The organism is Bartonella sp. AA56HLJMS (assembly GCF_042197145.1).
Classification (GTDB): Bacteria; Pseudomonadota; Alphaproteobacteria; order Rhizobiales; family Rhizobiaceae; genus Bartonella.
Genome location: NZ_JBHIRL010000011.1, coordinates 1 through 21236 on the forward strand (window position 1 = coordinate 1; position 21236 = coordinate 21236).

Here is a 21236-nt window from a genome sequence, read left to right on the forward strand (position 1 = left end):
TGCGCCACAACGAGCCAATTTTTCTTCTAATCTCTCAAATCCACGATCAAGATGATAAACACGATTGACGATTGTTTCTCCCTTTGCTGCCAATGCTGCAATCACAAGAGAAACAGAAGCACGCAAATCCGTCGCCATGACAGGAGCCCCTTGCAAATTCTCTGTTCCATAGACAGTTGCCGTCTGCCCATCAAGCTTTATCTGTGCCCCTAAGCGATTGAGTTCTTGAACATGCATAAAACGATTTTCGAAAACCGTCTCTGTAATATGCGCGATTCCTTCAGCCCGTGTCATGAGCGCCATGAATTGCGCTTGGAGATCAGTTGGAAAAGCAGGATAAGGTCCTGTTTTAATATCAACGGGCATAATTTTGGTGTTCTTTGGATTTCGCTTAATATGAATTCCTTGAGGTTCTATTTGAATCTCGAGTCCTGTTTTTTGGAGCACCTTAAGCACTTTTGTGAGATGATTAGGATTTGCATTTTTAAGAAAGACATCTCCTCCCGTCATAGCAACAGCCATTGCATATGTTCCCGCTTCGATTCGATCAGCAATAACGCGTACTCTAGCACCGTTGAGTTTTTTAACCCCTTCAATTGTAAGCGTTGTTGTTCCTTCACCGGTTATTTGAGCCCCCATAGCATTCAGGGTTCGAATAAGGTTTGTCACTTCTGGCTCACAAGCCGCATTCTCAAGAGTGGTTGTTCCCTTTGCCATTGTCGCCGCCATCAGCAGCACATGGGTTCCACCAACAGTGACTTTAGGGAAACGATAGTGAGCACCTTTTAACCCCTTTAGCGCTTTTGCATGAACATATCCATTTTCGATAGTAATCTGTGCGCCTAAAGTTTTAAGTCCCTCAAGGATAAAATCGACAGGTCTTGTTCCAATAGCGCATCCTCCAGGAAGCGAAACATAAGCCTCTGCGCATCGTGCAAGCAGTGGTCCGATAACCCAAAAGCTTGCACGCATTTTTTTCACCAGTTCATATGGTGCCCGTGTTGTGGCTATTTTTTGCGCCGTAAAATGAATTGTTCTTGAATTCACGCATTCATCTTTAAACTCTTGTCCATCAACGGCATATCCAACACCATGATTATTGAGAATACGAATAAGCAATTCAACATCGGCCAGATGCGGAATATTTTCTAAAGTGAGCGTTTCTTCTGTAAGCAGCGCCGCAATCATAAGAGGCAATGCAGCATTTTTTGCCCCAGAAATAGGAATTGTTCCTTGAAGTTTTTTTCCCCCAACAATTTGAATAGAATCCATCGTGTTTTCCCTCTTTTCCTTTGTGCCTGCCCTTCCAAAGGATTGTCCCCCTTCGGGAAGTTATGCTTTATTAATCGTTTTAGAACGCATTCTAACTATGAGAACAAATTATTGAGAAGTTTGGTTGCAAAAATTTACTAAAAAACATTTTTTTGCATTTTAGAGCTTTTTGCATTTTAGAGTTCTGGTTGTGCTCTTTTTCGGCTTTGCTCTTTTCGACGTTTCAGGTTTTGACGCAATTGTTGTGCCAATCTTTCTTGACGTCGTTTTGCTTTTTCATCTTGATGATTAATTTCATTTTGTTTTTGATGCATTTGTGTCATTGCGCAACCTTTTAAACAGTGTTGAGCTTCTATCCAAGCAACTCATAACCTTAAATATTTAAGCATATAAGAAACATATGTCATGACATAAGATACGTTTTCTTGCAAGAATATACAAATGTTCTCTTGCCTATTTTCTGACAATATGGCACAAGACAGCGCAAAGATTGAAAAGGGCTGCGGTAGCTCAGTGGTAGAGCACTCCCTTGGTAAGGGAGAGGTCGAGAGTTCAATCCTCTCTCGCAGCACCATTTTATTCTTCTTTTGCCTCTCTCTTCTTGCCCTTATAAGTCTTCCCTATAAGCCTAAATCTTTTCCCCAACCTTCATCGGCTTCATCAAATCCTCCATCCTTAAACCATGCGCTTCAATAGCCTCAAAATCAGTAGCTTCAAAATCAGTAGCTTCAAAATCAATGGACTCAATGACACGCTTAATCTCTAAAATGCCTTACGAACGGCTTTTGAAATTGACCGCCCCCCAAAGAATATCCCACCCACCCCCTTGCCTCCCCTTGCCTCCCTCCCCTTGCCTCCCTCCCCTTTCCTTGCCTCCCCCCTCTTTCCTTTCTGTAAGATTTGCCCTATCCTTGTCTTTACCAAGCCTCACTATTGCAACAGCTCTTGGCACTTGAGACGATATAAGCATTTTTATTTTTTCAATATTTTATTTCTTGAATATTTTTCCCCACAAGCTCACCCTGTTTGTAATATGCAAACAAACGATTTTACTTGATTCAATATAAGAGCGTCTGAATAAGAAGGGTTGAAATAAGAACATCTCACACTATTTCGGGCTCTCATTGAAATTCAAATTAAATCTCAATAATGAATTATTATAAACTCATTGTTTAAATACATCCCATTGATACCTTTATCCGCCCCAAAACGAATAATCTTATCTTTCTAGCCTCTCTACCCACCTCAAGCAACACAAGTATTCCCTGTAAAAATTAGAATAAGCTTCATCGATCCTATTCGTCATTTACAACAAATCTAACAGAGCCATTTCCAGAACCTCCTCTCAACGCCTTTCCCATTCTCCCCACCCCTTACCAAAAGCAAAAACCAAACAGTGATAAAATCCCCCTCAATAAAGCTTTCACTAAGCACCCCACGCTCCCATATGGCAAACATCTCATATGACAAACATCTCATATGACAGGCATCCCCATATACTAGACATCCCATATGGCAGAAAATTGAGAGCCTGCCTTTTCAAAGAAGATCCCTCATTACCAATTTTATACACTATGGTTTTCCACGTGCTCTAAGCCTCCCTCTTTCAACACGCATCTTTTTTATACGAATACTTTGATTGATACGGATAGCGTTATTCGTCTTGCATAAGAGCCCCAAGAGCGAAAAGCTCTCTCCCTCTGTTCTATTGAAATCAATCACCCCTCTTCGCTTACACTTCACAAGCAGAAAGATCCGTATGGCGTAAAACTTTCCAAGAAAAGCATATCTCTTCGTAAGAAGCCTCCCAGTAAACGAGATTATGAATCGTCTCAAGAGCTACAGCCCATGCCGCAATTTTGGCAACGGCCCCCCAATAGTACCAACTTACTTTTTCATAAAGTAAAAATAGGGTGCGCAATGTTTATAATCTCTGGGGAGTATAATCTACGGACTTTATAATCTACGGGGCTTGACCGTTATACCCCTCACGATATTATTCACAGGCGCCAGTATGAAATTTATGAACGCCGGCATAAAATGGCTGTGAAATGAGCTTAGAGCGAGATATCTTTATTAAAATTAGAGCGAGATATCTTTATTAAAACAAGTGCGTGAATGTACAACAACAAGTATATTTCATTTGGAGTATTTTGGATATTGCCTACTCTCCCCACCCTAGGACAACCATTTTGGCTACAGATCCCCTTATATATTCTGCATATTTTCTGCTGTCATACCTCCTCCAATAAGCTAAAACCCCACATATGCGGGGTTTTAGCCAGTACCACACCTTTATTTAGACACATTATGATCATTATAACCATTTTTATTAAATACGTTTTTACGTATATTTTCAACACAAAAATAACACATATTGATTTATTTAACAGAAATCAATTAAATATTCATGATAATCATTAAAAGTTAAAATGATGAAATTACTATTCAGAACGTACGTCATAATATTTATAACGTTTTTTTCTGTATTCATATTATTGGGTTGTACTCAAGTAAGCGATCTCGCTGAATACGATAGGCTTTACCAAAAATATGTCCATGAAAATTACACTCCTTTAGCATATTCTCAGAAATTAGAAAAAGCAAAAAAAGAGGTAGAATATTTAAAAGCGTATATGGAATGGACTGTAGACATACCCCATGACAAAAGTCAATTTTGGAGGCATTTAATAACATTGCCCAGTAATCCTCCAGAATTCAATATTTTTAAACATTATCACATATTGCTTGTTTTTTGTGGACGTTTTTTTGATTTATGGCAAGGTGATAAAACGATGCCCACACTTACCTTTAACGACTTACCAACAAGACTGAAGGATTTTAAAGCTAACGGGATGAAATACAGGAAAAATTGGGATTATATAGAAAATATTTTCCTCAAAGCAAAGTTTGAAACAAACTTTGATGATCCAATGTTTGCGTACGCAGAAAAATTTTTGGATTCCCCTAATGGCATTAGTCGAAAAGAACAAACTCTCCAGACAGAGCTGCTCATAATAGGCAATGAACTCACTCGTTTTAGAAACACAGCAACAATGTGCGTTATGGCTAGAGAGGTATACCTTGCCATGATGCCCAAAGAAAATGTAAAACCGCCCGTAAGATATAGCACTTTTGAAAAATGGAAGCAGTATTTAAAAAATCTTTAAACGGATCATAAAATGCCTTTCAAAATACTTCTAAAGAACCATTAAGCCCCCCTCACAATGACTATAATCAGGCACAAAGAGGGTATAAAAAACAATGTTAATTAAACAGTCTTTATTGAGAAGCGTCTTAATTATCGCTCTTTTAACAACGCATCTTTTTTATTCTTCAAAGGGATATACTCATTCGAATGAAGTGTTCTCTTCAAAAGAAATTACAGAAAGAGAGAGATTCTTCCGCATTTTCCTTGTTAATGGAAGTCGCTGGTGGGAAGAAAAATTCTACCAAATTCTCTGGATAGAAAAAACATTTTTTTTGGAAAACAAGCAGCAGTTATCGCAACCGCTCTATGAAAAACATGTCAATATAATAAAAAAATGGCAGAATATAATCAAAAAACGACATCATGTATTTAATACTCTGTGCACCCTTATAGAATTAGAAATAGATGCAATGCGACATGTGAATGAAGCAAAACACTCTCATAAGCATACAGATCTCTCAAACCTTATGAAACACATAGAGACATATCAAGAGCGTATAGTTAAAAACAAGAAAGAACTTGAGAAACTTGATCATGAAATTGAGATCTTATACAAAGTTATCATAGAATATACAAAATTACCATAAACTTTGATCTATTCATTCCATAACTTTATGAAAAGTGCTTCTCAAAGGGTCCCCTGTATTTTCAAGCGTTTTGAACTATCTATCGCCACCTTTAGATACAGAGTGCCAAAGTACAGTAACGTTATCATACAATTTGTTGTATTTTACCAACACAAAAATAACACATATTGATTTATTTAACAGAAATGACTTATAAAAGCTCATCAGAAACAAACGACAATAAATACCTTATGTTTAAACACTTTATTTTCTTCGCTATCGTAATAAGCGCTGTTTTATTTACGCATCATACAACGAGTGGATGTACAACAGATGGTCTTTTTGTTGGAAGTACTTCTCCGATCAATTGTATTTCAAAAGAATATATAAGACAGAAAATAAAAAAGAAGCTATTAGAAAAAGAACGCGAAAGAGAATGGTTAGAGCTTGAACAATTTTCTGTTAGCGCTTGTCTAGGTGGAAAATTTCCTGTTTATTATGGCTTTTCTATTATCGATTGTGTTTCAGAGGAAGAACTAAAACAAAATCGTCTTAATCAAAATCATTTTAATAATGAAATTAATATAATGAACTTATTCCTGCAATGGTTTATCGTAGCATTCGTAATAACAACGATAATGTCTGTTCCCATAAGTTTACTTTGGCGTTTTAGATTTAAGGTTCCTGCCTGTTTATTTACAATAATGACAACCTTGGCTATTATTGCCGTCCCTTTTACATTTGATTTATCGTCTCTCTTTTAATCTATTTTTGTAAAAAATATTTCTAAAATATTAAAAACACCCTGCATTTTTAAGCGTTTTGAACTGTATCTCCTCTCATTTAGAGACAATAGCCCCAAGTACAGCCATGCCACTCAATACAATGTTCACCATATTTCTAACATAAAAATAACACATGTCGATACATTCAAAAGAGATCAATTAAACGATCTTATAAAATAAGAGCAATACACAAAGTGGCTGTATTTAATGATAGTAAATGAAGACGATTATTATGGAATTCTTGGTGTAAGCTACGCATGCAACGATAAACAGATAAAATCTGCTTTTCGTAAATTAGCTCTGCAATACCACCCTGATCATAATTCTAGTACCGAAGCAGAACAAAAATTCAGAAAAATTTGTGAAGCCTATGAAGTTCTTAAAGATCCTCAAAAGAGAGCTGCTTACAATCAGTTCTATCATAAAACTTTTAAAGATAATGACAAGGCTTCTGAAATTAGTAGAAAGCAAGAGAACAGACGACAAGATAATACCGAGCATGTAATTGGTAGTATCATGAATGTAATTTTCATTATTTGTGGAATAATACCTATATTTCGTTTTTTACGTGGAATATACCACTAGGAATAATAAGTATAGGGTTATTAATTTTCATCAGTATAAAAGGATATTTGGTAAATATTGGTGCATTTATCTTCGGGATCATACTAATATCATTTATCAAAGTTATATGGAGAAGTATCTATTGATCAGTGCTTTTGAAGAGCTTTAAGATCAGTCCCGCAGTGAATTCACAAGGTGTGGTAATTTTTGATTTTCTATAACAAGGTAGTGTAGAAAAACATAAAGATTATAATGTCTCTATCCGTTCTTTTCTTATTCTCCCGTTTCCTCCACCCCTCTATTTTTTTCCACAACCTGCCCCCCAATCTTTTCCCCAACAAGCCCACTTGACTCCACACAGACTTTTTCTCATGCCCCTACATCCTTTTCCCATATCGGCTAAAAAAAATCCCCCAAGCCCCCGCAAAGCTCTCTCCCCCCAAGAACGAAAGCATAACGTACACCATTGTCACAGCAATGAAAAAGCAATTGGCCCATCATTGCCACTCCCCCACAGTACTCACCACAAAAGCACCCAAAATCACACCACCATATCTCTAAACAACTTGGCCTTACTCCCCATTCTCGTTTTCCCTTCCAGCATACCGCGCCGCCTTGCATGCGCTCCAAGCACCCTTTCTTCCCACATTTTCCCACCATGCCTTTCACATTCATGACCAAGCTCTTTGCGCTCCCTGCACTCTTTGCGCTCTTTGCTTGCACCCTCCTCCAACACAAAAACCAGCTCTTTTCCTCCTTGAACGTGCCTTTTTATAGGTTGGAACCTGTCTGCACTGCTGCTTCCCTTCCCCCTAAACCTCATTTTTGTTCTCTAGCATGCTTTCGTGTCACTCCAAGTCACAGGATAACGACCTGCCCCCTTCATCCCCACTATTTCCTCCTCATCCCGCTCCAACATTTCTCTTCCCAAAGCCGCGTATCTCCCCCTTTTCCATATCGGCTAAGAAAATCCCCCAAGCCCCCGCAAAGCTCTCTCCCCCCAAGAACGAAAGCATAACGTACACCATTGTCACCACAATGAAAAAGCAACTCAGCCCTTTCATTGCGGCTCCCCCCCCCCAACACTCACCACAAAAGCACCCAAAATCACAGCCTCCATACCTCTGAACACTTAGCCTTACTCCCCATTCTCGTTTTCCCCTCCAGCATACCGCGCCGCCTTGCATGCGCTCCAAGCACCCTTTCTTTCCCCATTTTCCCACCATGCTTTCACATTCATGACCAAGCTCTTTGTGCTCCCTGCACTCTTTGCGCCCCCTTATTTAGCACCCTCTTCCAACATATGCTTTGCTCTTTTCCCCCTCTGCTCTTTCCTTTTTATAGAACTTTGCCTCTCCTCAACGCTACACAAGATCCCTTTCTTGCCCGCCTCATTCTTGTTTTGCCCTCCAGCATACGTCTTGCATGCGCTCCAAACTCCCCGCTTTCTCCCTCCTTCAAAGCAATTTCTGTTCTTATATGAAAACCTGTCTCAACCGATTTAATTTGCTGTACCATCTTCTCCAAAGCCTCATTAAAACGGCTAATTTCATTTTCAAGCTTGCAAATATATGCTTCATCACGATAAGCCCGTTTAATCAAAGGAGGCATATCCGGCCAATAGAGCATTAAATCCACCCATTCGCGTTGAGAAATCCATAATCCCCCTTGACATTGTGCTTTATGTTCTGCTGGAAAGCTCTTTTGCATGAAATGAGGGATCAAAATTTCAGGTTTTTTTGTTTTAATTTCTAATAAGCCATTTTTTCCCACAAAAGCATCGGGGGAAAATCCTTGTCTGCGGTCATCTGCCAAAACAAAGCCAATACATTCAGGTTCTGTATGTGTAAGTTCCCCATAAAGCTGTCGTGCGATTGGTTCTAATTCTGTCCCACGTCGCATAGAAAGTGTTGCCCCTTCATCAACAGTTTTTCCTGTAATTCTTTCTCCCGCCAATTTCATCATCACACTCTGATAGCGTGACGTTTTTTGCCCTTGTTTTGTTCGTGCCATAACCATCTCAAACAACGAAGCCGTAATCAAACCATTACGCGCTTGCTGCCATTCTTCTGTTCCTTGAATACAATCGATAATGATTGGCATAGTATTTCTCCCCTTCTTTAAGGTGCTTTTTTGCAACATATTCTCTTTGAAACATTCATATCTTTTAAGATGCATTCCCCACTAAGAATGACAGCATCCTTAAATATTGTGCTGCTGAAATCACAAAAGCTTTTGGAAACGCCCCCTCAACATCCCCCTCCCCACAAGTTTCTCATCCCCTCCTTTTCCATATCAGCTAAGCCCCTCCCAAGCGGCACCCTCCCTAGACGAAAGCATAACGCGTGATATTTTCTCCCCGATAAAAAAACCTCTCGCCCATCATTGCCCCCTAAGGCTCAATACAAAAACGGTCAGAACCGCGCTCCCATAGCGCCTTCCTCTTCTTCCCTCTCAAACACCTTCCCTCATTTCCCAACATGCTTTCACATTCATATCCAAGCTCTTTGCACTCCCTGCGCTCCAAGCCCTCTACTTTTCCCCCTCCTCCAACACTCTACTCCTTCCCCCTAAGCCTTCATTTTTGTTCTCCAGCATGCTTTCCGTGTCACTCCAACCCCACTGAATAACCCGCTGCCCCTTCATTGCCTTACCCCCCCAATGAACCAGCCGGCAACTTCCCCCACACAAGCGCCCGCAATTCCCCATATATAGGGCTCTTTTCTTCATACCCCCCTTTCCCATATCGGCTAAGAAAATCCCCGCAAAGCTCCTCCTCCCAAGCTCCCCACCCCCAAGTCGTCCCCCCCCCCAAGAACGAAAGCATAACGTGCACCATTGTCACCGCAATGAAAAAGCACTTGGGCCCATCATTGCGGATTCTTTTTTCAACCCTGCTACTGCACGACGAAAAAATCATGGCGGCAATATTCTTCCTCCAATTTTTTTGCCATAGACTGAGCCACCTCTTGCGATATAAAATGTATAGCGTTGTGTTTTTGTGGTTCGAGTCTGATTAAATTTCGCGTGTTGCCAGCATAATAAAGTGGAAACCCTTGATAAGAACTCTTGAGATAACTTGGCATGTTTACCACCAATAATCTGTCAAGACATCACATGGGCGTAAACGATGCTGTTTTTCATAAGAGCCATAGAGATTATCTTCATAATCGCAAGCCGCTCTTTCATTTAAACAAGCATGATAAGCTTCACTATTCAAAATGAAGGGCTGCAATTGTGTATTTTCTTCATTTATTTCATGATTTTCGACATAAAAATCAGCGATTTGTTCCGTAACATCTTCAGCATGAGAAGTTGTCAGATCGAGTCGTAAAACTCTATAAACAGTTTCACATTCTTCAATCAGTTCGAGCACTTCTTCGATTTCGTCGATTGGTCCTTCATAAGTACAAGGATTTTCCTCTTCGCATAAAACGACAATGATTTCATCCTCTTTAACGAATGAAATATTTTTCATGATTTCCCCCTTTAGATAGTTGATAAAGCATAGCCTTGTCTTGACAAGACTAAATATAGCGTTAGTCTTATATCCTCTATAGGAGAGATGTCAACCATTTTATCCTTCATAAAAGATATATTTTAAATATCTACGGGGTTCAAATGACATATGTAAAGAAAAATCTATTATTCTTTGTTCCTCTCATGCCCCTTTGTTGTTCTCTATTTGTTCTTACAAAATTGCAATTATAAACACACAGGAGAGATAAAATGAGTGACATAATATTAATAAAACACTGGAGTCGCCTTGACTCAAAAGCACAGAAGGAAGTTATTTTGAAGCTTCGTCAATTGGTCGCCGCAAAAGAGTCAAAATCGCCTGTCTCTCTTGCGGAGAGAGTTTCGAAATAAGCTCTATAAATTCTTTATCTTCAGGGCTAGCCCCTTTCCCGTAAAGAATATAATTCATACTGATATTAATTTCGTGACAAATTCGCGAGAGAGATTCGATTGTTGGTTCTTTTCCTTCAGAAAGAATAGAATGAAGGTACCCCGCGCCTTTACCGGCAGCGAGGGAGATAGATCTTTTTGACCGCCCACTTTTTTCCAAAGCGATTCTTAATCTTTGACGCCAACCATCGATATTCATAATTTCACCATATAGCGCGTCTTTTTAAAAAAACACGTCCTTTTTATAAAACGGGCTTGCATTATCCTCTAAAAAGGATAAAATTAAGGAAACAAATTTTACTTTTAGGGGGAAATTTTTTTATTTTTAGATCATAAAAACACTTTAACCACCCTACCGGATATAAAAGACCACCTCCAAAGCTTCTGCCCAAAAGCAAGTACGTTGAGAATGTGTGGTATTCTTTATTTTTTCCATCACCGCAATCTTAAATCGTAAGTTTGCATGCGCTTCAAGCACAGCCAATCATTTATAAGCATCGTAAAGAAGCCTCTAGTCATCATCGAACAGAGCCAAAAGCAACACAAGTTAAATCCTTATTTGAGCTTTTATCATCAATAAAAATGTATAAAAAAGAAGAAAGTAGATTGCAGTATGAAACACGCTAATCAACAAGAAACTCCTCATTATGAATCGTCTAGGCTTCCATATGTTTGTTGGTATCAAAATGACTTTCTAGGAGGTGTACGTGGGATGCGCGCACACGAAATTGGAATCTATACGATTCTTCTCAATGAAATGTATGCCCGTGGCCGACCTTTAGAAATATCGAAAGAACGTTTAGCGCGTCTTTGTGGTTGTGACAAGCGAACTTTTGTTAATGTTTTAGAGATGCTCATCCAAGAGGGTAAGATTTTAAATTTAGCCAATGGATTATGGAACAAGCGTTGCGAAAATGTTTTTCAAGAGCGTGAAAAATTGCTTGAACAAAAATCCTTTGCGGGTCGTTCTTCGGCAAAAAAACGCAAGAAAATCAATGCAGAGATGCAACAACTGCTTAACGAAAGTCCAAAAGATGTTGCACAAAACTCAAAAGCTCAAAAGGCAGAAGAAAAGGAAACACCTTACGGTGTTTTAGAAAAGAAAATTTTGTTTGATGAGACAGAACCTTGTTTTTCCTTCGAAGAGAACTTTGAACAAAGCGATCATCCATCCCCCTCACCGGCTCTTGATTCACCTCTCCCTTTGCCTGCCCAAGCAGAAGCGGAGCAAAAAAACGCCTCCCCTTTAACTGCTCCCCAAGACGAGTTCACTCCCGCCCCTATCGCGCAAATTGTCACGGGGGAAAAAACAAAATCCGCCACCACTCTTCCCCCCAGCAATCTTCCTGCCTCCATCCCTCCTTCTTCCAACAAAAAAACCACAACCTCAGTTGCCAAAGGGCATCGTCTTCCTGAGCATTGGCAAGCAGACATCAAGGCGGCAGTTTCAGAAGGCTTGAGTGAAAGCCAAGCCCATTGGCAAGAAAAGAAGTTTCGCGACTATTGGCAAGCCAAAGGCGGCAAAGAAGCTCTCAAAGTAGACTGGCAAGCCACATGGCGCAACTGGTTTCGCCGTGAGATCGAACGGCAAGAACAGCAAAAACAAAGGAGCTCCTCATCTTTTACCTCTGAGAACAATGACACGCTTTACCGCAGTTTGATCAACTATAGCGACAATTTTTGACATCACACAAACAACGTATTTTTCAAGCAAGCGCGGGGACAAAAATGCTTCAACACCACAACAGCATCGGACAAAACAACACAGAACAAAACAAAAGGCGGCAAAACAACAATGAAATAAGCTCTTCACACCGTAAAACGAGTCAACATCGACCATTTTTCTCTCATCACAAAAGCGTTTTCCCCACGCAAGGACCCCAACATACACCCCAATACACACCCCAACAGGACTCCAGCATGCACCACCCCCTCACAGGCATATCCTCCCCGCCCTTCTTGCACCCCCTTCCTCCTTTCCGCCTTCCTCCTTTTCCCAAGGCGCCACTTCCCATGCTCTTGGCAAACAAACATTAACACAGCCATTTCAGAAGGCTTGAGTGAGAGCCAAGCCCATTGGCAAGCCAAGAAGTTTCGCGACCATTGGCAAGAAAAGAGCGGCAAAGAAGCTCTCAAGTAAACTGGCAAGCCCCATAGCACCACGAGACTTTACGATCAGATCAAACGGTGAGAACAGCAAAAACAGAGTCCTCACTTCTCACATCTTGAGAAAAACGAAAATAATATCACGAATGACCATGAGCACAATTTTTGAAATCAAACAAAAACTTATTTCACAAGCAGATAGAATAGCAGAAATGCTTCTTCCCCAAGGGCACAAACGAGGCAACAATTGGATTGTAGGCAACACACGTGGAGAGACAGGTCAAAGTTTATCGATTTGCTTGAGTGGTAGTAAAGCAGGACTTTGGTATGATTTTGCAGAAGGCACTGGAGGAGATCTTTTAGACCTTTGGTGTGAAGTCAAAGGCATTAGCCTCTCTCAAGCCTTAGAAGAAGCACGCGCGACTCTCAATCTGACACGCCCCAAACCCTTTATGGCGCCCCATCGTTCCTATCGCCGTCCACCGGTCCCTACAGAGCAGAGCCCCCAGAATCTTGTAAAAACCTATCTCCACGAAGAACGCCGCATTCCTCTAGAAATTATAAAGCGTTACCGCATAGGAGAAAATGGCAAAAAAATCATTTTCCCCTTTTATAAACCCGACGGCACCCTTGCTTTAGTCAAAGAACGGCTTGCGCAAACGGGAGCAAAAACCAAACCAACAGCCTCCCAATGTGAACCGATTTTATTTGGTTGGCAAGCTCTTTACCCCACAAACCACACCTCCACGCAGGCGCTCCAACAGGCACCTCAGCAAGCATTCCAACACACACCTCAGCAGGTACCCTCAACCAACCTCACCTCTACACAGGCACCCCAAAACACCGCCACAACCAACCCCACCTCCACACAAGCGCCCCAAAACACCGCCTCAACCAACCACGCCTCCACACAGGCGCCCCAGCAGGCACCCCAACACACACCTCAGCAGGTACCCTCAACCAACCACCCCTCCACGCAGGCGCCCCAGCAAGCATTCCAACACACACCTCAGCAGGTACCCTCAACCAACCCCACCTCCACAAAGGCACCCCAAAACACCGCCTCAATCAACCCCACCTCCACACAAGCGCCCCAAAACACCGCCTCAATCAACCCCACCTCCACACAAGCGCCCCAAAACACCACCTCAACCAACCACGCCTCCACGCAGGCATCCCAAAACACCACCTCAACCAACCACCCCTCCACGCAGGCATCCCAAAACACCACCTCAACCAACCACCCCTCCACGCAGGCGCCCCAGCAGGCACCCCAAAACACACCTCAGCAGGTACCCTCAATCAACCCCACCTCCACGCAGGCATCCCAAAACACCGCCTCAACCAACCACGCCTCCACACAGGCGCCCCAAAACACCGCCTCAACCAACCCCACCTCCACACACACACACCAACAGGCACCCACACACACCCCCCAACAGGCGCCATTTCCCATTCTTTCTTCAACAAACCGTACCATTGTTATCACTGAAGGAGAAATTGATGCGCTATCCTTAGCCGCCTATGGATATCCGGCGGTTTCTGTTCCCTTTGGAGGAGGCAGTGGAGGAAAACACAACTGGATTGAAAATGAATTTGATCATTTAGAATCTTTTGAAACGATTTTTTTAGCCACCGATATGGATCCGCCCGGAGAAGAAGCAGCCCGTGAGATTGCCAGCAGGCTTGGACGCCACCGTTGCTACCGTGTCCGTTTACCCCTTAAAGATGCCAATGACTGTTTAACCGCAGGGATCGATAAAGCCACCATAAAAGCCGCCTTTTCCTCAGCACAAAGCTTTGCACCAGAAGGTTTACGGCGCGCCTCAGACTATAAAGATCAAGTGATTGGGCTTTTTTGGCCAGAGCCTGAAAAACATCTTGGTTATACGGTTCCCTATCCTAAACTGAAGGACAAATTGCATTTCCGCCCAGCAGAATTAACGCTCTGGAGCGGTGCGAGTGGTGCAGGTAAAAGCCAATTATTATCAGATTGTATTCCCCATTGGATTGCACAAAAGAGTCGCCTTTGCTTAGCGTCTCTAGAAATGAAAGGAGAACAATCGCTTCGCCGTTTAACCAAACAAACGGGCGGCTTAGAACAGCCTACAAAAGAGACGATTGAACGGATTCTTCATTTTTTAGACGAAGGGCTTATTCTTTATGAACATGTTGGCAAATCAAGCGTTGACACCTTGCTTGAAGTCTTTGACTATTGTCGTGCGCGCTATGGCTGCGATCAATTTATCATCGACAGTTTGATGCGGCTTGGCATTGCCTCTGATGATTATGCAAGACAAGAACAAGCCGTTTATAAAATGGTTGATTGGGCTGTTTTAAACAGTGTGCACATCCACCTTGTCGCCCATGCCCGCAAAGGCGGTCTGGATAAAGATATCCCCAGCACAGAAGACATTAAAGGCGCCTCAGAGATTGGCGCCAATGCCTTTAACATCATCACCATTTGGCGCAATCGACCGTTGGAAGATAAAATCTTTGCCGCCTCTCTCGCACAAGAAAAAGCAGATTTAGCCAAACGCCCAGGTGTCATTATGAATATTGCCAAACAACGTTCTGGTGATTTTGAAGGCAAAATAGGGCTTTGGTTTGATCCCCAAACTTATCGCTATCGCTGTTCTTTTGAACAATCATTCCCTCGACGTTATCTGTAATGCCCCATAAACCCCACTCTCTTTAAAAACGCCTCCGCTTTCAAACGCGCACGTCTTGCTCCCACAGAAACAACAGGAAGGATCAATCCACAAATGATGAAAAACACCCAATCCTTCGCGAACCAAAGCCAGCCCAACCCTAGATTCTCTGCTCCCAAACGCAAACAAAAAAAGGTCGCTCCAACAACGGCGCAAAACACCACCCCCTTCAATAACCACAAACAACGCGTCACCACCCCATCTCGCCGCCCCCTCATATGCAAAATCAAGAACCACTCCAACAGTGCAGCAAACACGATCCCCATCAAGGACAGAAGTCCCCATGGTATGTCCATACTCTCCATCCCCCAAAGAGCTAAAAAAAGGACGACTCCTAAAATGCAATAAAACAGCACTTCCTTCAAAAAGAGGGAAACACCACAAATACAATAAAACGCCGCCCGCCACCACGGAATATCGAAGCGCTTGGAAACCTTATAAGTACCAATAACGACAACAATAAAAAGGTAGGAAAACACCAACAACAGCAAAAAAAAACAAATCGTTCGACATCACATACCCCTCACAGCAAGCCCATTAAAGATCACACCCATGAAAAAGAAAAACACACCCTACTTTAAGAACCAAGCCCCTAAAACACGTGCACGCCTTACACCCTGATAAATCAAAGGAGAAAAAAATCCAACAATAAAGGGCAACACCCTCTCATTCGAGAACCAAAGCCAGCTCAACCCTAGATTCTCTGCTCCCAGACGAGTAAAAAAAAGAATTGGTGCCAAAATGCAGCAAAACAGCACAAAATTCAAAGCACGCAACGACCTCTGTAGCACCGTATCACTTTGCTCGCGTATAAAGAACCCCAAGAGCACTTTTAACAATAAAGACAAGAGCAAAACCTTTAAGAATACCGCCCTTATGCTATCCATATCCCTGACGCCCACAGCAGCAAACCACAGGATAAAGCCCATCATGCAACAAAACATAACTGCCTTTAAGAACACTTGCCAAGCAACAGGCATACTCTTGACGCCCAGATGCACCAAACCAAGGACAGTTGCAAAAATGCAAGAAAACACCGCCCCCTTTAAGAGCAGCTCCCCATCAACAGCGCGCCTGCCCACGCCCACATAAACAAAACCAAGGTAGGTGGCAACAACGCCATAAAGCACCACCCATCTCCAAAACATCCACCCTGTAACAGAGCGACGCTTTGCTCCCTTATAAATAAAAATCAAGGCCAGAGCAAAAAAGCAGAAAAACCAAGACAACAGCCAAAACATCACATTGTTCGACATCAAATACCCCTCACAGAAAGAACATCAAAGACCACGCCCGTGGGAAAGAAAAATGCTCATTTTTTTAAGCCCCCCAACAGTACACGCACACACCGTACCCCTTCCAAAACAAACAAAGGAACGAATCCAACACTGCTCACAAACACCCCATTGTTAAAGATCAAAAACCAGTGCCCCCCATATGCTTGGCTCCGTTATACGCCAATCCAACAACGCCACCAAACACCAGCCCCTTAAAAAACATGTCCCATGCAACCACCATACACCCCGCACCCTCATAAGCAAAACCAAAGACCATGCCCAAAATGCAGCAAAAGATCAATCCTTTACAAAGAATGAAAGCCTAAACCCAAGACGCTTTGCCCCTAGACAAATAAGCCCAAGGATAAGACCAAAGACAACGCCAAAAAGAATGTCAAAGACCCACTTTTTTGAAAACCACAACCAAGCCAAACCAAGATGCTCAGCTTGCGCATAAACAAACTTAGAGACAGCGATAATAATGAAGCTCAACGCCAAATTTTTTAAAAAAGCCTTCCTTGTAAACCCGAAAGACCTCATTGCCGCATAAATAGAAACAAAGACAAGAGCAACAAAGCAGAAAAACCCCAACCACTGCCAAAACATCAAATCGTTCGACATCAAATACCCCTCACAGAAAGAACATCAAAGACCACGCCCGTGGGAAAGAAAAATGTTCATTTTTTTAAGCACCCCAACAGTACACGCATACACCGTACCCCCTCCAGAGCAAAAAAAGGAACAAGTCCAATAGTGCCCGCAAACACCCCATTGTTCGAGATCACAAACCAGCGAACCCCCATATGCTTAGCGCCCACATGCGCCAACCCAACAACAGCTCCAACAACGCCGCCAAGCAGCAGAAACCTCAAAAAAAACACCCCACGCGCTATCCCCTTACCCCGCACCCTCATAAGCAAAACCAAGGACAGGTCCAGCAATGCAACAAACACCGCTCCTATCACTAAAAATTCCCATGATATATCAAAACGCTTTACTCCCTTATAAGCAAAGCCAAGAACCACTACAGCAATGGCGCAAAACACCACAGCCTTGAAAAACACGCCCCACGATACAGTCCTACTGTTTGCTCCCACAACAATAAAACAAAGGACAGCTCCAGCAATGCAAGAAAGCTCCACCCCCTGCCAAAACACCTCCCACGTAATAGCCGGTCGCCCCGCATCTTCATAAGCAAAACCAAGGACCATGCCAACAACGCCGCAAAACGCCAGCCCCTTTAAAAACATGTCCCGCGCAACCACCATACGCCCCGCTCCTTCATCAATAAAAATCAGAGACCATGCCAAAAATGCAGCAAAAGATCAATCCTTTTCAAAGAATGAAATCCTAAACCCAAGACGCCTTGCCCCTCTATAAATAAGAGCAAGGACAAAGCCCAAAAGGACATAAAACACCCACTTGTTTGAAAACCACACCTGAGCCAAACCAAAATGCTCAGCTTGCTTATAAACAAAATCAGAGACAGCAGCCAAAATGAAGCTCAACAACACCATCTTGAGGAACAAACCCTTCGTTATACCCCGCCGCTGCATTACTTCATAACCCAACATAAGGAAAATACTGGGAATGCCATAAAACGCCATAGCTCGTAAAAATACGCCCCACGTCATCCCCAACGCCTTCATTTCCACATAAACAGCCACAGAGACATAGGCTACAATACAGCTAAACACCAATCCCTTCAAAGACAAAAGCCCGCGCAACATCATGCCATTCCCCCATCAAGTCATTCAAGGAAAATCCACCATGCGACAAAACACCCCTCTTTTCAAGAACCAAATCCATGGGGCTTCCCACACACAAGCGCAACAGTCCAAGTCACCCCCAAGAGCGCATACCCACACGGCACACTCCAACACATGTCTTCCTCTCATCCCCCTCTTTTGCCTAGAGCAAGCAACATTTTTTAAAAACGAGAAGCAAAATTAAAATTTTTAAGGAGATGCTATGACCCATAAGCAGAAAAAAAATATGCAAACCTGCCCGCTTGATCATCAAAATCAAGAAAAGCACATTGGTCATTTAAAGACGCAAGAAATCCCTGTTGAAACGCGTAATCCTTATTTTAAACCCAATCATCGAGAAAGTTCCAGCAACCCGCGCACCATCAATGCCATTGCCAATGCACAAAGCCATCCCATTGCACTTTTATATGCGAAAGGACATCTCAGCAAAGCCCAATATAAAGCGGCAGAACGTTTTTATTTTTACTGGCGTCAAAGCCAAGCCGATCTCCACATGAGCCTTGACTACACCCGTGAAAAGGTTTCCTGTAGCCAAGGGTACACACACCCTATTGAACGTCAAATAGAAGCCTCCAATCATTTAAGAACAATCAAAGTTCAACTGGGTATTCTTGGCTATTCACTGCTTGAACGCGTTATCGGCCATGGACAAGCGATAAAAGAATTAAGTTCTTCAAAACGCAAACAAAACTCCCTTGCCGATCATTTACGAGATTGTTTAGACTTGCTCGCATTTCATTGGGGATATGCAAACCATAAACATTTTGAATAATCCCCCTCCTCGCCATTTTAAGCGGCCTCCCATGTTGCCCCGCCCCCTCTAAAGAAACCTCCCCCACACGGGCTCAACCATTGAGCAGCTCTCGCCCCTATTTCCATTACCTTGCCCCCCACACCCAAAAGGACAATACTTCACCCCCACACATAATTAAGATACACCCCACACTCTTAAAAACAAAAAGCCTTCCCCCATATCAGTCCTATAATCATGAGGGGCTCTTAATTCGTTTTTGATTGAAGAATATTATCAAGATGCTTGCATGTATCATAATATTTTTAAATATAGTTTAATTAATATCGAGTCTTAAAACAAATATTCAATTGAAAAAAGTATTACGTTTTAATGCAAAATGACAAAATTTTTTGTAAAAAGTATTTTTTATATTGCTATTTTTTCAATTCTCTGCTAAGTATAATATGGTAGGTTCTTTAAGTATGATTTTTTTGTATTTAGTACGGCCTTTTAAATTTATTCTTTTTTGACACGTCCTGCGAGTCAATGTTAAAATTCTCCTACTTTTTGGTCCTCTGATTGCGACGGAGGACTTTTTTTTATAACTGTACTTTTTATAACTGTATTGTCTTAAATCACTTCCTTATGAGCTTTGTGATAATTCCTCCATAAGGTTTACCCGCAAAATAGATCATTCTTTTGTCAAATTGACTTGCGTTCCATTCTTAAAGAACAAAGATTCTTAACTCAATCTGATTTACAAACAGCTTGGATACACTTCCCTCTTGGTTTGCCATTCCCTCTTGGCTTCTATTCAGGTTTTTCCGCTAAACTCAAGGCGCAACAGAATCTTGCTCTGTCTTAAAGATTCACCACGCCCTTAAAAAAACACTTAAAACATATCCAAGGAAGCTTGCTTCATATCACCAAACCTCAAATGACCGTGTTTTACGGCATAACAGAATGACTTAACTATTGGATAACTTTCTTTATCGCCCCCCAACAGGTTGATGTATCACGACAACATATTGATTTATAATCATCATATCCCGTTATCCATATTAAAACCCGTTATCCATATAAAATTAAGAGACGCAGATATCATAGGGATTCTCTCATTTTAAATTTATTTCATGTTGCATCAATCAACACCTTGTCTTTTCCACATTACAAACATGAGAGACATATGAAATAACGCACTTCAAAGATTTCAAAGATAAAGAATCAAAATGCCTCTTATGAACACGCTCAAGAGCCAAAGGCTGTCATCATATGAGGCGCGAATAGTATGATAATGTGCTGGCTTTTCCTTATGAGAATTTAAAGAAAGGCTTATCCACTTCACAAGAGATTTCTCCATTATCAGATTTACCAATATCCCCAATCACCAATATAATTGTGATAATAAGATCACATAATGTTTTTTAAACAAGTAGGTAAATGTGCAACACAAATATATTCTATTTAGAACATTCTGTTTTATGTGAGTCGCGTAAACTCCCATTAAAAAACAAAATCCCCCATTAAAAACAAAATCCCTATGAGAAAAAATCTAAAGCGTGAGAATAAAAACATGAGACAAGTGTGATTCCATTCAGATATTGCTCTTTAACCGTTAAACCGAATAAAAAATAGATTCGGAAAGTATGTTAATCTTCCTAACTTAAGAGATAAACTAAGAATATAGACAACATCTCTCCTAACATTCCCCTTTTTCTAGCATCGCGTAAGAATCAAAAGTTATACAACTTATTTTGTCATATTATAAAGCACTGTTTTTTAAGGCGGTATTGAAGCAGTTAAAACAATTGAAGTGTTTAGCCAACGCCATCGCCCTTAGCAAAGCTAAAAAAACAAACTGTTGAAAAGCCGTGCATATCTTGTGTAAACACAAAAAAAACAAGAAAAAGGCACAAAAATATCTCAATTTTTATAAAAATACATCAGCGTCTTTTACGATTGTATTGACGAACAACCCTTATCACATAATCATCTTAAATATTGAGAATAAAGAATGAATAGCCCTCGCAAATACAGCAACCTATCAATAAAAATATAAAAACAAATCTTTTGGTTATCTCTGTTTCTTATGGAATATGCCTTTCCCTATGAATGTACTTTGGCCTCCAAAGAGTACATTCAATCCATGAAAAGGATGCACTCCAGCCCTTAAAGAGTGCATCCTTCCCCTCAACGGATACCGCCAAACCCTCATAAGGCAGTATCCAATCCATAAGAGGATGCACTCTAGCCCTCAAAAGAGTGCATCCTTCCCCTCAACGGAAACTGCCAAACCCTCATAAGGCAGTATCCAATCCATAAGAGGATGCACT

Annotated in this window: 21 protein-coding genes, 1 tRNA gene and 2 pseudogenes; 8 read left to right on the forward strand and 16 right to left on the reverse strand. The window is 41.6% G+C overall.

The window, feature by feature from the left end; genetic code table 11:
• On the reverse strand, window positions 1–1272 hold a 1272-nt coding region (gene murA, locus ACFINI_RS06580), incomplete at its 3' end, for a UDP-N-acetylglucosamine 1-carboxyvinyltransferase (RefSeq protein WP_375646963.1).
• 176 nt (window positions 1273–1448) lie between these two features.
• Window positions 1449–1595 carry a hypothetical protein gene (locus ACFINI_RS06585; protein WP_375617967.1) on the reverse strand — a complete coding sequence of 49 codons (147 nt, stop codon included), beginning with the start codon at window positions 1593–1595 and terminating at the stop codon, window positions 1449–1451.
• Between the two features lie 176 nt (window positions 1596–1771).
• Here ACFINI_RS06585 and ACFINI_RS06590 point away from each other — a divergent pair.
• Window positions 1772–1846, forward strand: a tRNA-Thr gene (locus tag ACFINI_RS06590).
• A 1158-nt stretch (window positions 1847–3004) separates the two neighbouring features.
• Here the strand turns inward: ACFINI_RS06590 and ACFINI_RS06595 are convergent.
• Window positions 3005–3193 (reverse strand): hypothetical protein, encoded by a 189-nt coding sequence (locus ACFINI_RS06595; RefSeq protein WP_375646966.1) that lies wholly within the window; start codon window positions 3191–3193, stop codon window positions 3005–3007.
• Between the two features lie 514 nt (window positions 3194–3707).
• On the opposite strand from ACFINI_RS06595, the gene ACFINI_RS06600 reads away from it, so the two are divergent.
• The 4 genes and pseudogenes from ACFINI_RS06600 to ACFINI_RS06615 all read left to right on the forward strand — a co-directional run.
• Entirely contained in the window at window positions 3708–4442 is a 735-nt protein-coding gene (locus ACFINI_RS06600) for a hypothetical protein (RefSeq protein ID WP_375646970.1), read from the forward strand.
• A gap of 94 nt (window positions 4443–4536) precedes the next feature.
• The gene (locus tag ACFINI_RS06605) at window positions 4537–5070 is read left to right on the forward strand and encodes a hypothetical protein (RefSeq protein ID WP_375646975.1); all 534 of its coding nucleotides are present in this window, start codon (window positions 4537–4539) and stop codon (window positions 5068–5070) included.
• A gap of 230 nt (window positions 5071–5300) precedes the next feature.
• Window positions 5301–5813: a hypothetical protein gene (locus ACFINI_RS06610; protein WP_375646980.1), complete on the forward strand. Its 513-nt coding sequence runs from the start codon at window positions 5301–5303 to the stop codon at window positions 5811–5813.
• A 228-nt stretch (window positions 5814–6041) separates the two neighbouring features.
• Window positions 6042–6281 (forward strand): annotated as a pseudogene (locus ACFINI_RS06615) (DnaJ domain-containing protein); the annotation flags it as partial.
• Between the two features lie 415 nt (window positions 6282–6696).
• Here the strand turns inward: ACFINI_RS06615 and ACFINI_RS06620 are convergent.
• The 7 genes from ACFINI_RS06620 to ACFINI_RS06650 all read right to left on the reverse strand — a co-directional run bounded on the left by ACFINI_RS06620 (window position 6697) and on the right by ACFINI_RS06650 (window position 10506).
• Window positions 6697–6825 carry a hypothetical protein gene (locus ACFINI_RS06620; RefSeq protein WP_375646984.1) on the reverse strand — a complete coding sequence of 43 codons (129 nt, stop codon included), beginning with the start codon at window positions 6823–6825 and terminating at the stop codon, window positions 6697–6699.
• 114 nt (window positions 6826–6939) lie between these two features.
• Complete coding sequence (locus ACFINI_RS06625) at window positions 6940–7221, reverse strand: hypothetical protein (protein WP_375638472.1); 282 nt, start codon at window positions 7219–7221, stop codon at window positions 6940–6942.
• Between the two features lie 79 nt (window positions 7222–7300).
• Window positions 7301–7624 carry a hypothetical protein gene (locus ACFINI_RS06630; protein WP_375646988.1) on the reverse strand — a complete coding sequence of 108 codons (324 nt, stop codon included), beginning with the start codon at window positions 7622–7624 and terminating at the stop codon, window positions 7301–7303.
• Between the two features lie 112 nt (window positions 7625–7736).
• Complete coding sequence (locus ACFINI_RS06635; protein WP_375646990.1) at window positions 7737–8501, reverse strand: lambda exonuclease family protein; 765 nt, start codon at window positions 8499–8501, stop codon at window positions 7737–7739.
• A 547-nt stretch (window positions 8502–9048) separates the two neighbouring features.
• Window positions 9049–9225 carry a hypothetical protein gene (locus ACFINI_RS06640; protein ID WP_375646995.1) on the reverse strand — a complete coding sequence of 59 codons (177 nt, stop codon included), beginning with the start codon at window positions 9223–9225 and terminating at the stop codon, window positions 9049–9051.
• 261 nt (window positions 9226–9486) lie between these two features.
• The gene (locus ACFINI_RS06645; RefSeq protein WP_375621497.1) at window positions 9487–9876 is read right to left on the reverse strand and encodes a hypothetical protein; all 390 of its coding nucleotides are present in this window, start codon (window positions 9874–9876) and stop codon (window positions 9487–9489) included.
• A gap of 312 nt (window positions 9877–10188) precedes the next feature.
• Window positions 10189–10506 (reverse strand): XRE family transcriptional regulator, encoded by a 318-nt coding sequence (locus ACFINI_RS06650; RefSeq protein WP_273790852.1) that lies wholly within the window; start codon window positions 10504–10506, stop codon window positions 10189–10191.
• A 414-nt stretch (window positions 10507–10920) separates the two neighbouring features.
• Here ACFINI_RS06650 and ACFINI_RS06655 point away from each other — a divergent pair, with 414 nt between their 5' ends.
• Window positions 10921–11991, forward strand: coding sequence for a DUF1376 domain-containing protein (locus ACFINI_RS06655; protein ID WP_375647000.1), 1071 nt, complete (start codon window positions 10921–10923; stop codon window positions 11989–11991).
• A 125-nt stretch (window positions 11992–12116) separates the two neighbouring features.
• On the opposite strand, the gene ACFINI_RS06660 is transcribed toward ACFINI_RS06655, so the two are convergent.
• The gene (locus ACFINI_RS06660; RefSeq protein ID WP_375647005.1) at window positions 12117–12455 is read right to left on the reverse strand and encodes a hypothetical protein; all 339 of its coding nucleotides are present in this window, start codon (window positions 12453–12455) and stop codon (window positions 12117–12119) included.
• 110 nt (window positions 12456–12565) lie between these two features.
• Here ACFINI_RS06660 and ACFINI_RS06665 point away from each other — a divergent pair.
• Window positions 12566–15082: pseudogene (locus ACFINI_RS06665) on the forward strand (toprim domain-containing protein); the annotation flags it as partial.
• Here ACFINI_RS06665 and ACFINI_RS06670 read toward each other — a convergent pair.
• The 5 genes from ACFINI_RS06670 to ACFINI_RS06690 all read right to left on the reverse strand — a co-directional run bounded on the left by ACFINI_RS06670 (window position 15076) and on the right by ACFINI_RS06690 (window position 18134).
• Window positions 15076–15603: a hypothetical protein gene (locus ACFINI_RS06670; protein WP_375647009.1), complete on the reverse strand. Its 528-nt coding sequence runs from the start codon at window positions 15601–15603 to the stop codon at window positions 15076–15078. The pseudogene ACFINI_RS06665 and the gene ACFINI_RS06670 overlap by 7 nt on opposite strands.
• Before the next feature lie 93 nt (window positions 15604–15696).
• Complete coding sequence (locus tag ACFINI_RS06675) at window positions 15697–16380, reverse strand: hypothetical protein (protein WP_375647013.1); 684 nt, start codon at window positions 16378–16380, stop codon at window positions 15697–15699.
• Window positions 16381–16698: 318 nt separating this feature from the next.
• Complete coding sequence (locus tag ACFINI_RS06680; RefSeq protein WP_375647017.1) at window positions 16699–17022, reverse strand: hypothetical protein; 324 nt, start codon at window positions 17020–17022, stop codon at window positions 16699–16701.
• Window positions 17023–17078: 56 nt separating this feature from the next.
• On the reverse strand, window positions 17079–17711 hold the full coding sequence (locus ACFINI_RS06685; RefSeq protein WP_375647021.1) for a hypothetical protein: 633 nt from the start codon (window positions 17709–17711) through the stop codon (window positions 17079–17081).
• 15 nt (window positions 17712–17726) lie between these two features.
• A complete protein-coding gene (locus tag ACFINI_RS06690; RefSeq protein WP_375647026.1) occupies window positions 17727–18134 on the reverse strand; it encodes a hypothetical protein in 408 nt (135 codons plus the stop codon).
• Window positions 18135–18372: 238 nt separating this feature from the next.
• Between ACFINI_RS06690 and ACFINI_RS06695 the strand changes: the two genes are divergently transcribed.
• Window positions 18373–18942 (forward strand): hypothetical protein, encoded by a 570-nt coding sequence (locus tag ACFINI_RS06695; protein ID WP_375621509.1) that lies wholly within the window; start codon window positions 18373–18375, stop codon window positions 18940–18942.
• Window positions 18943–21236: the final 2294 nt, after the last annotated feature.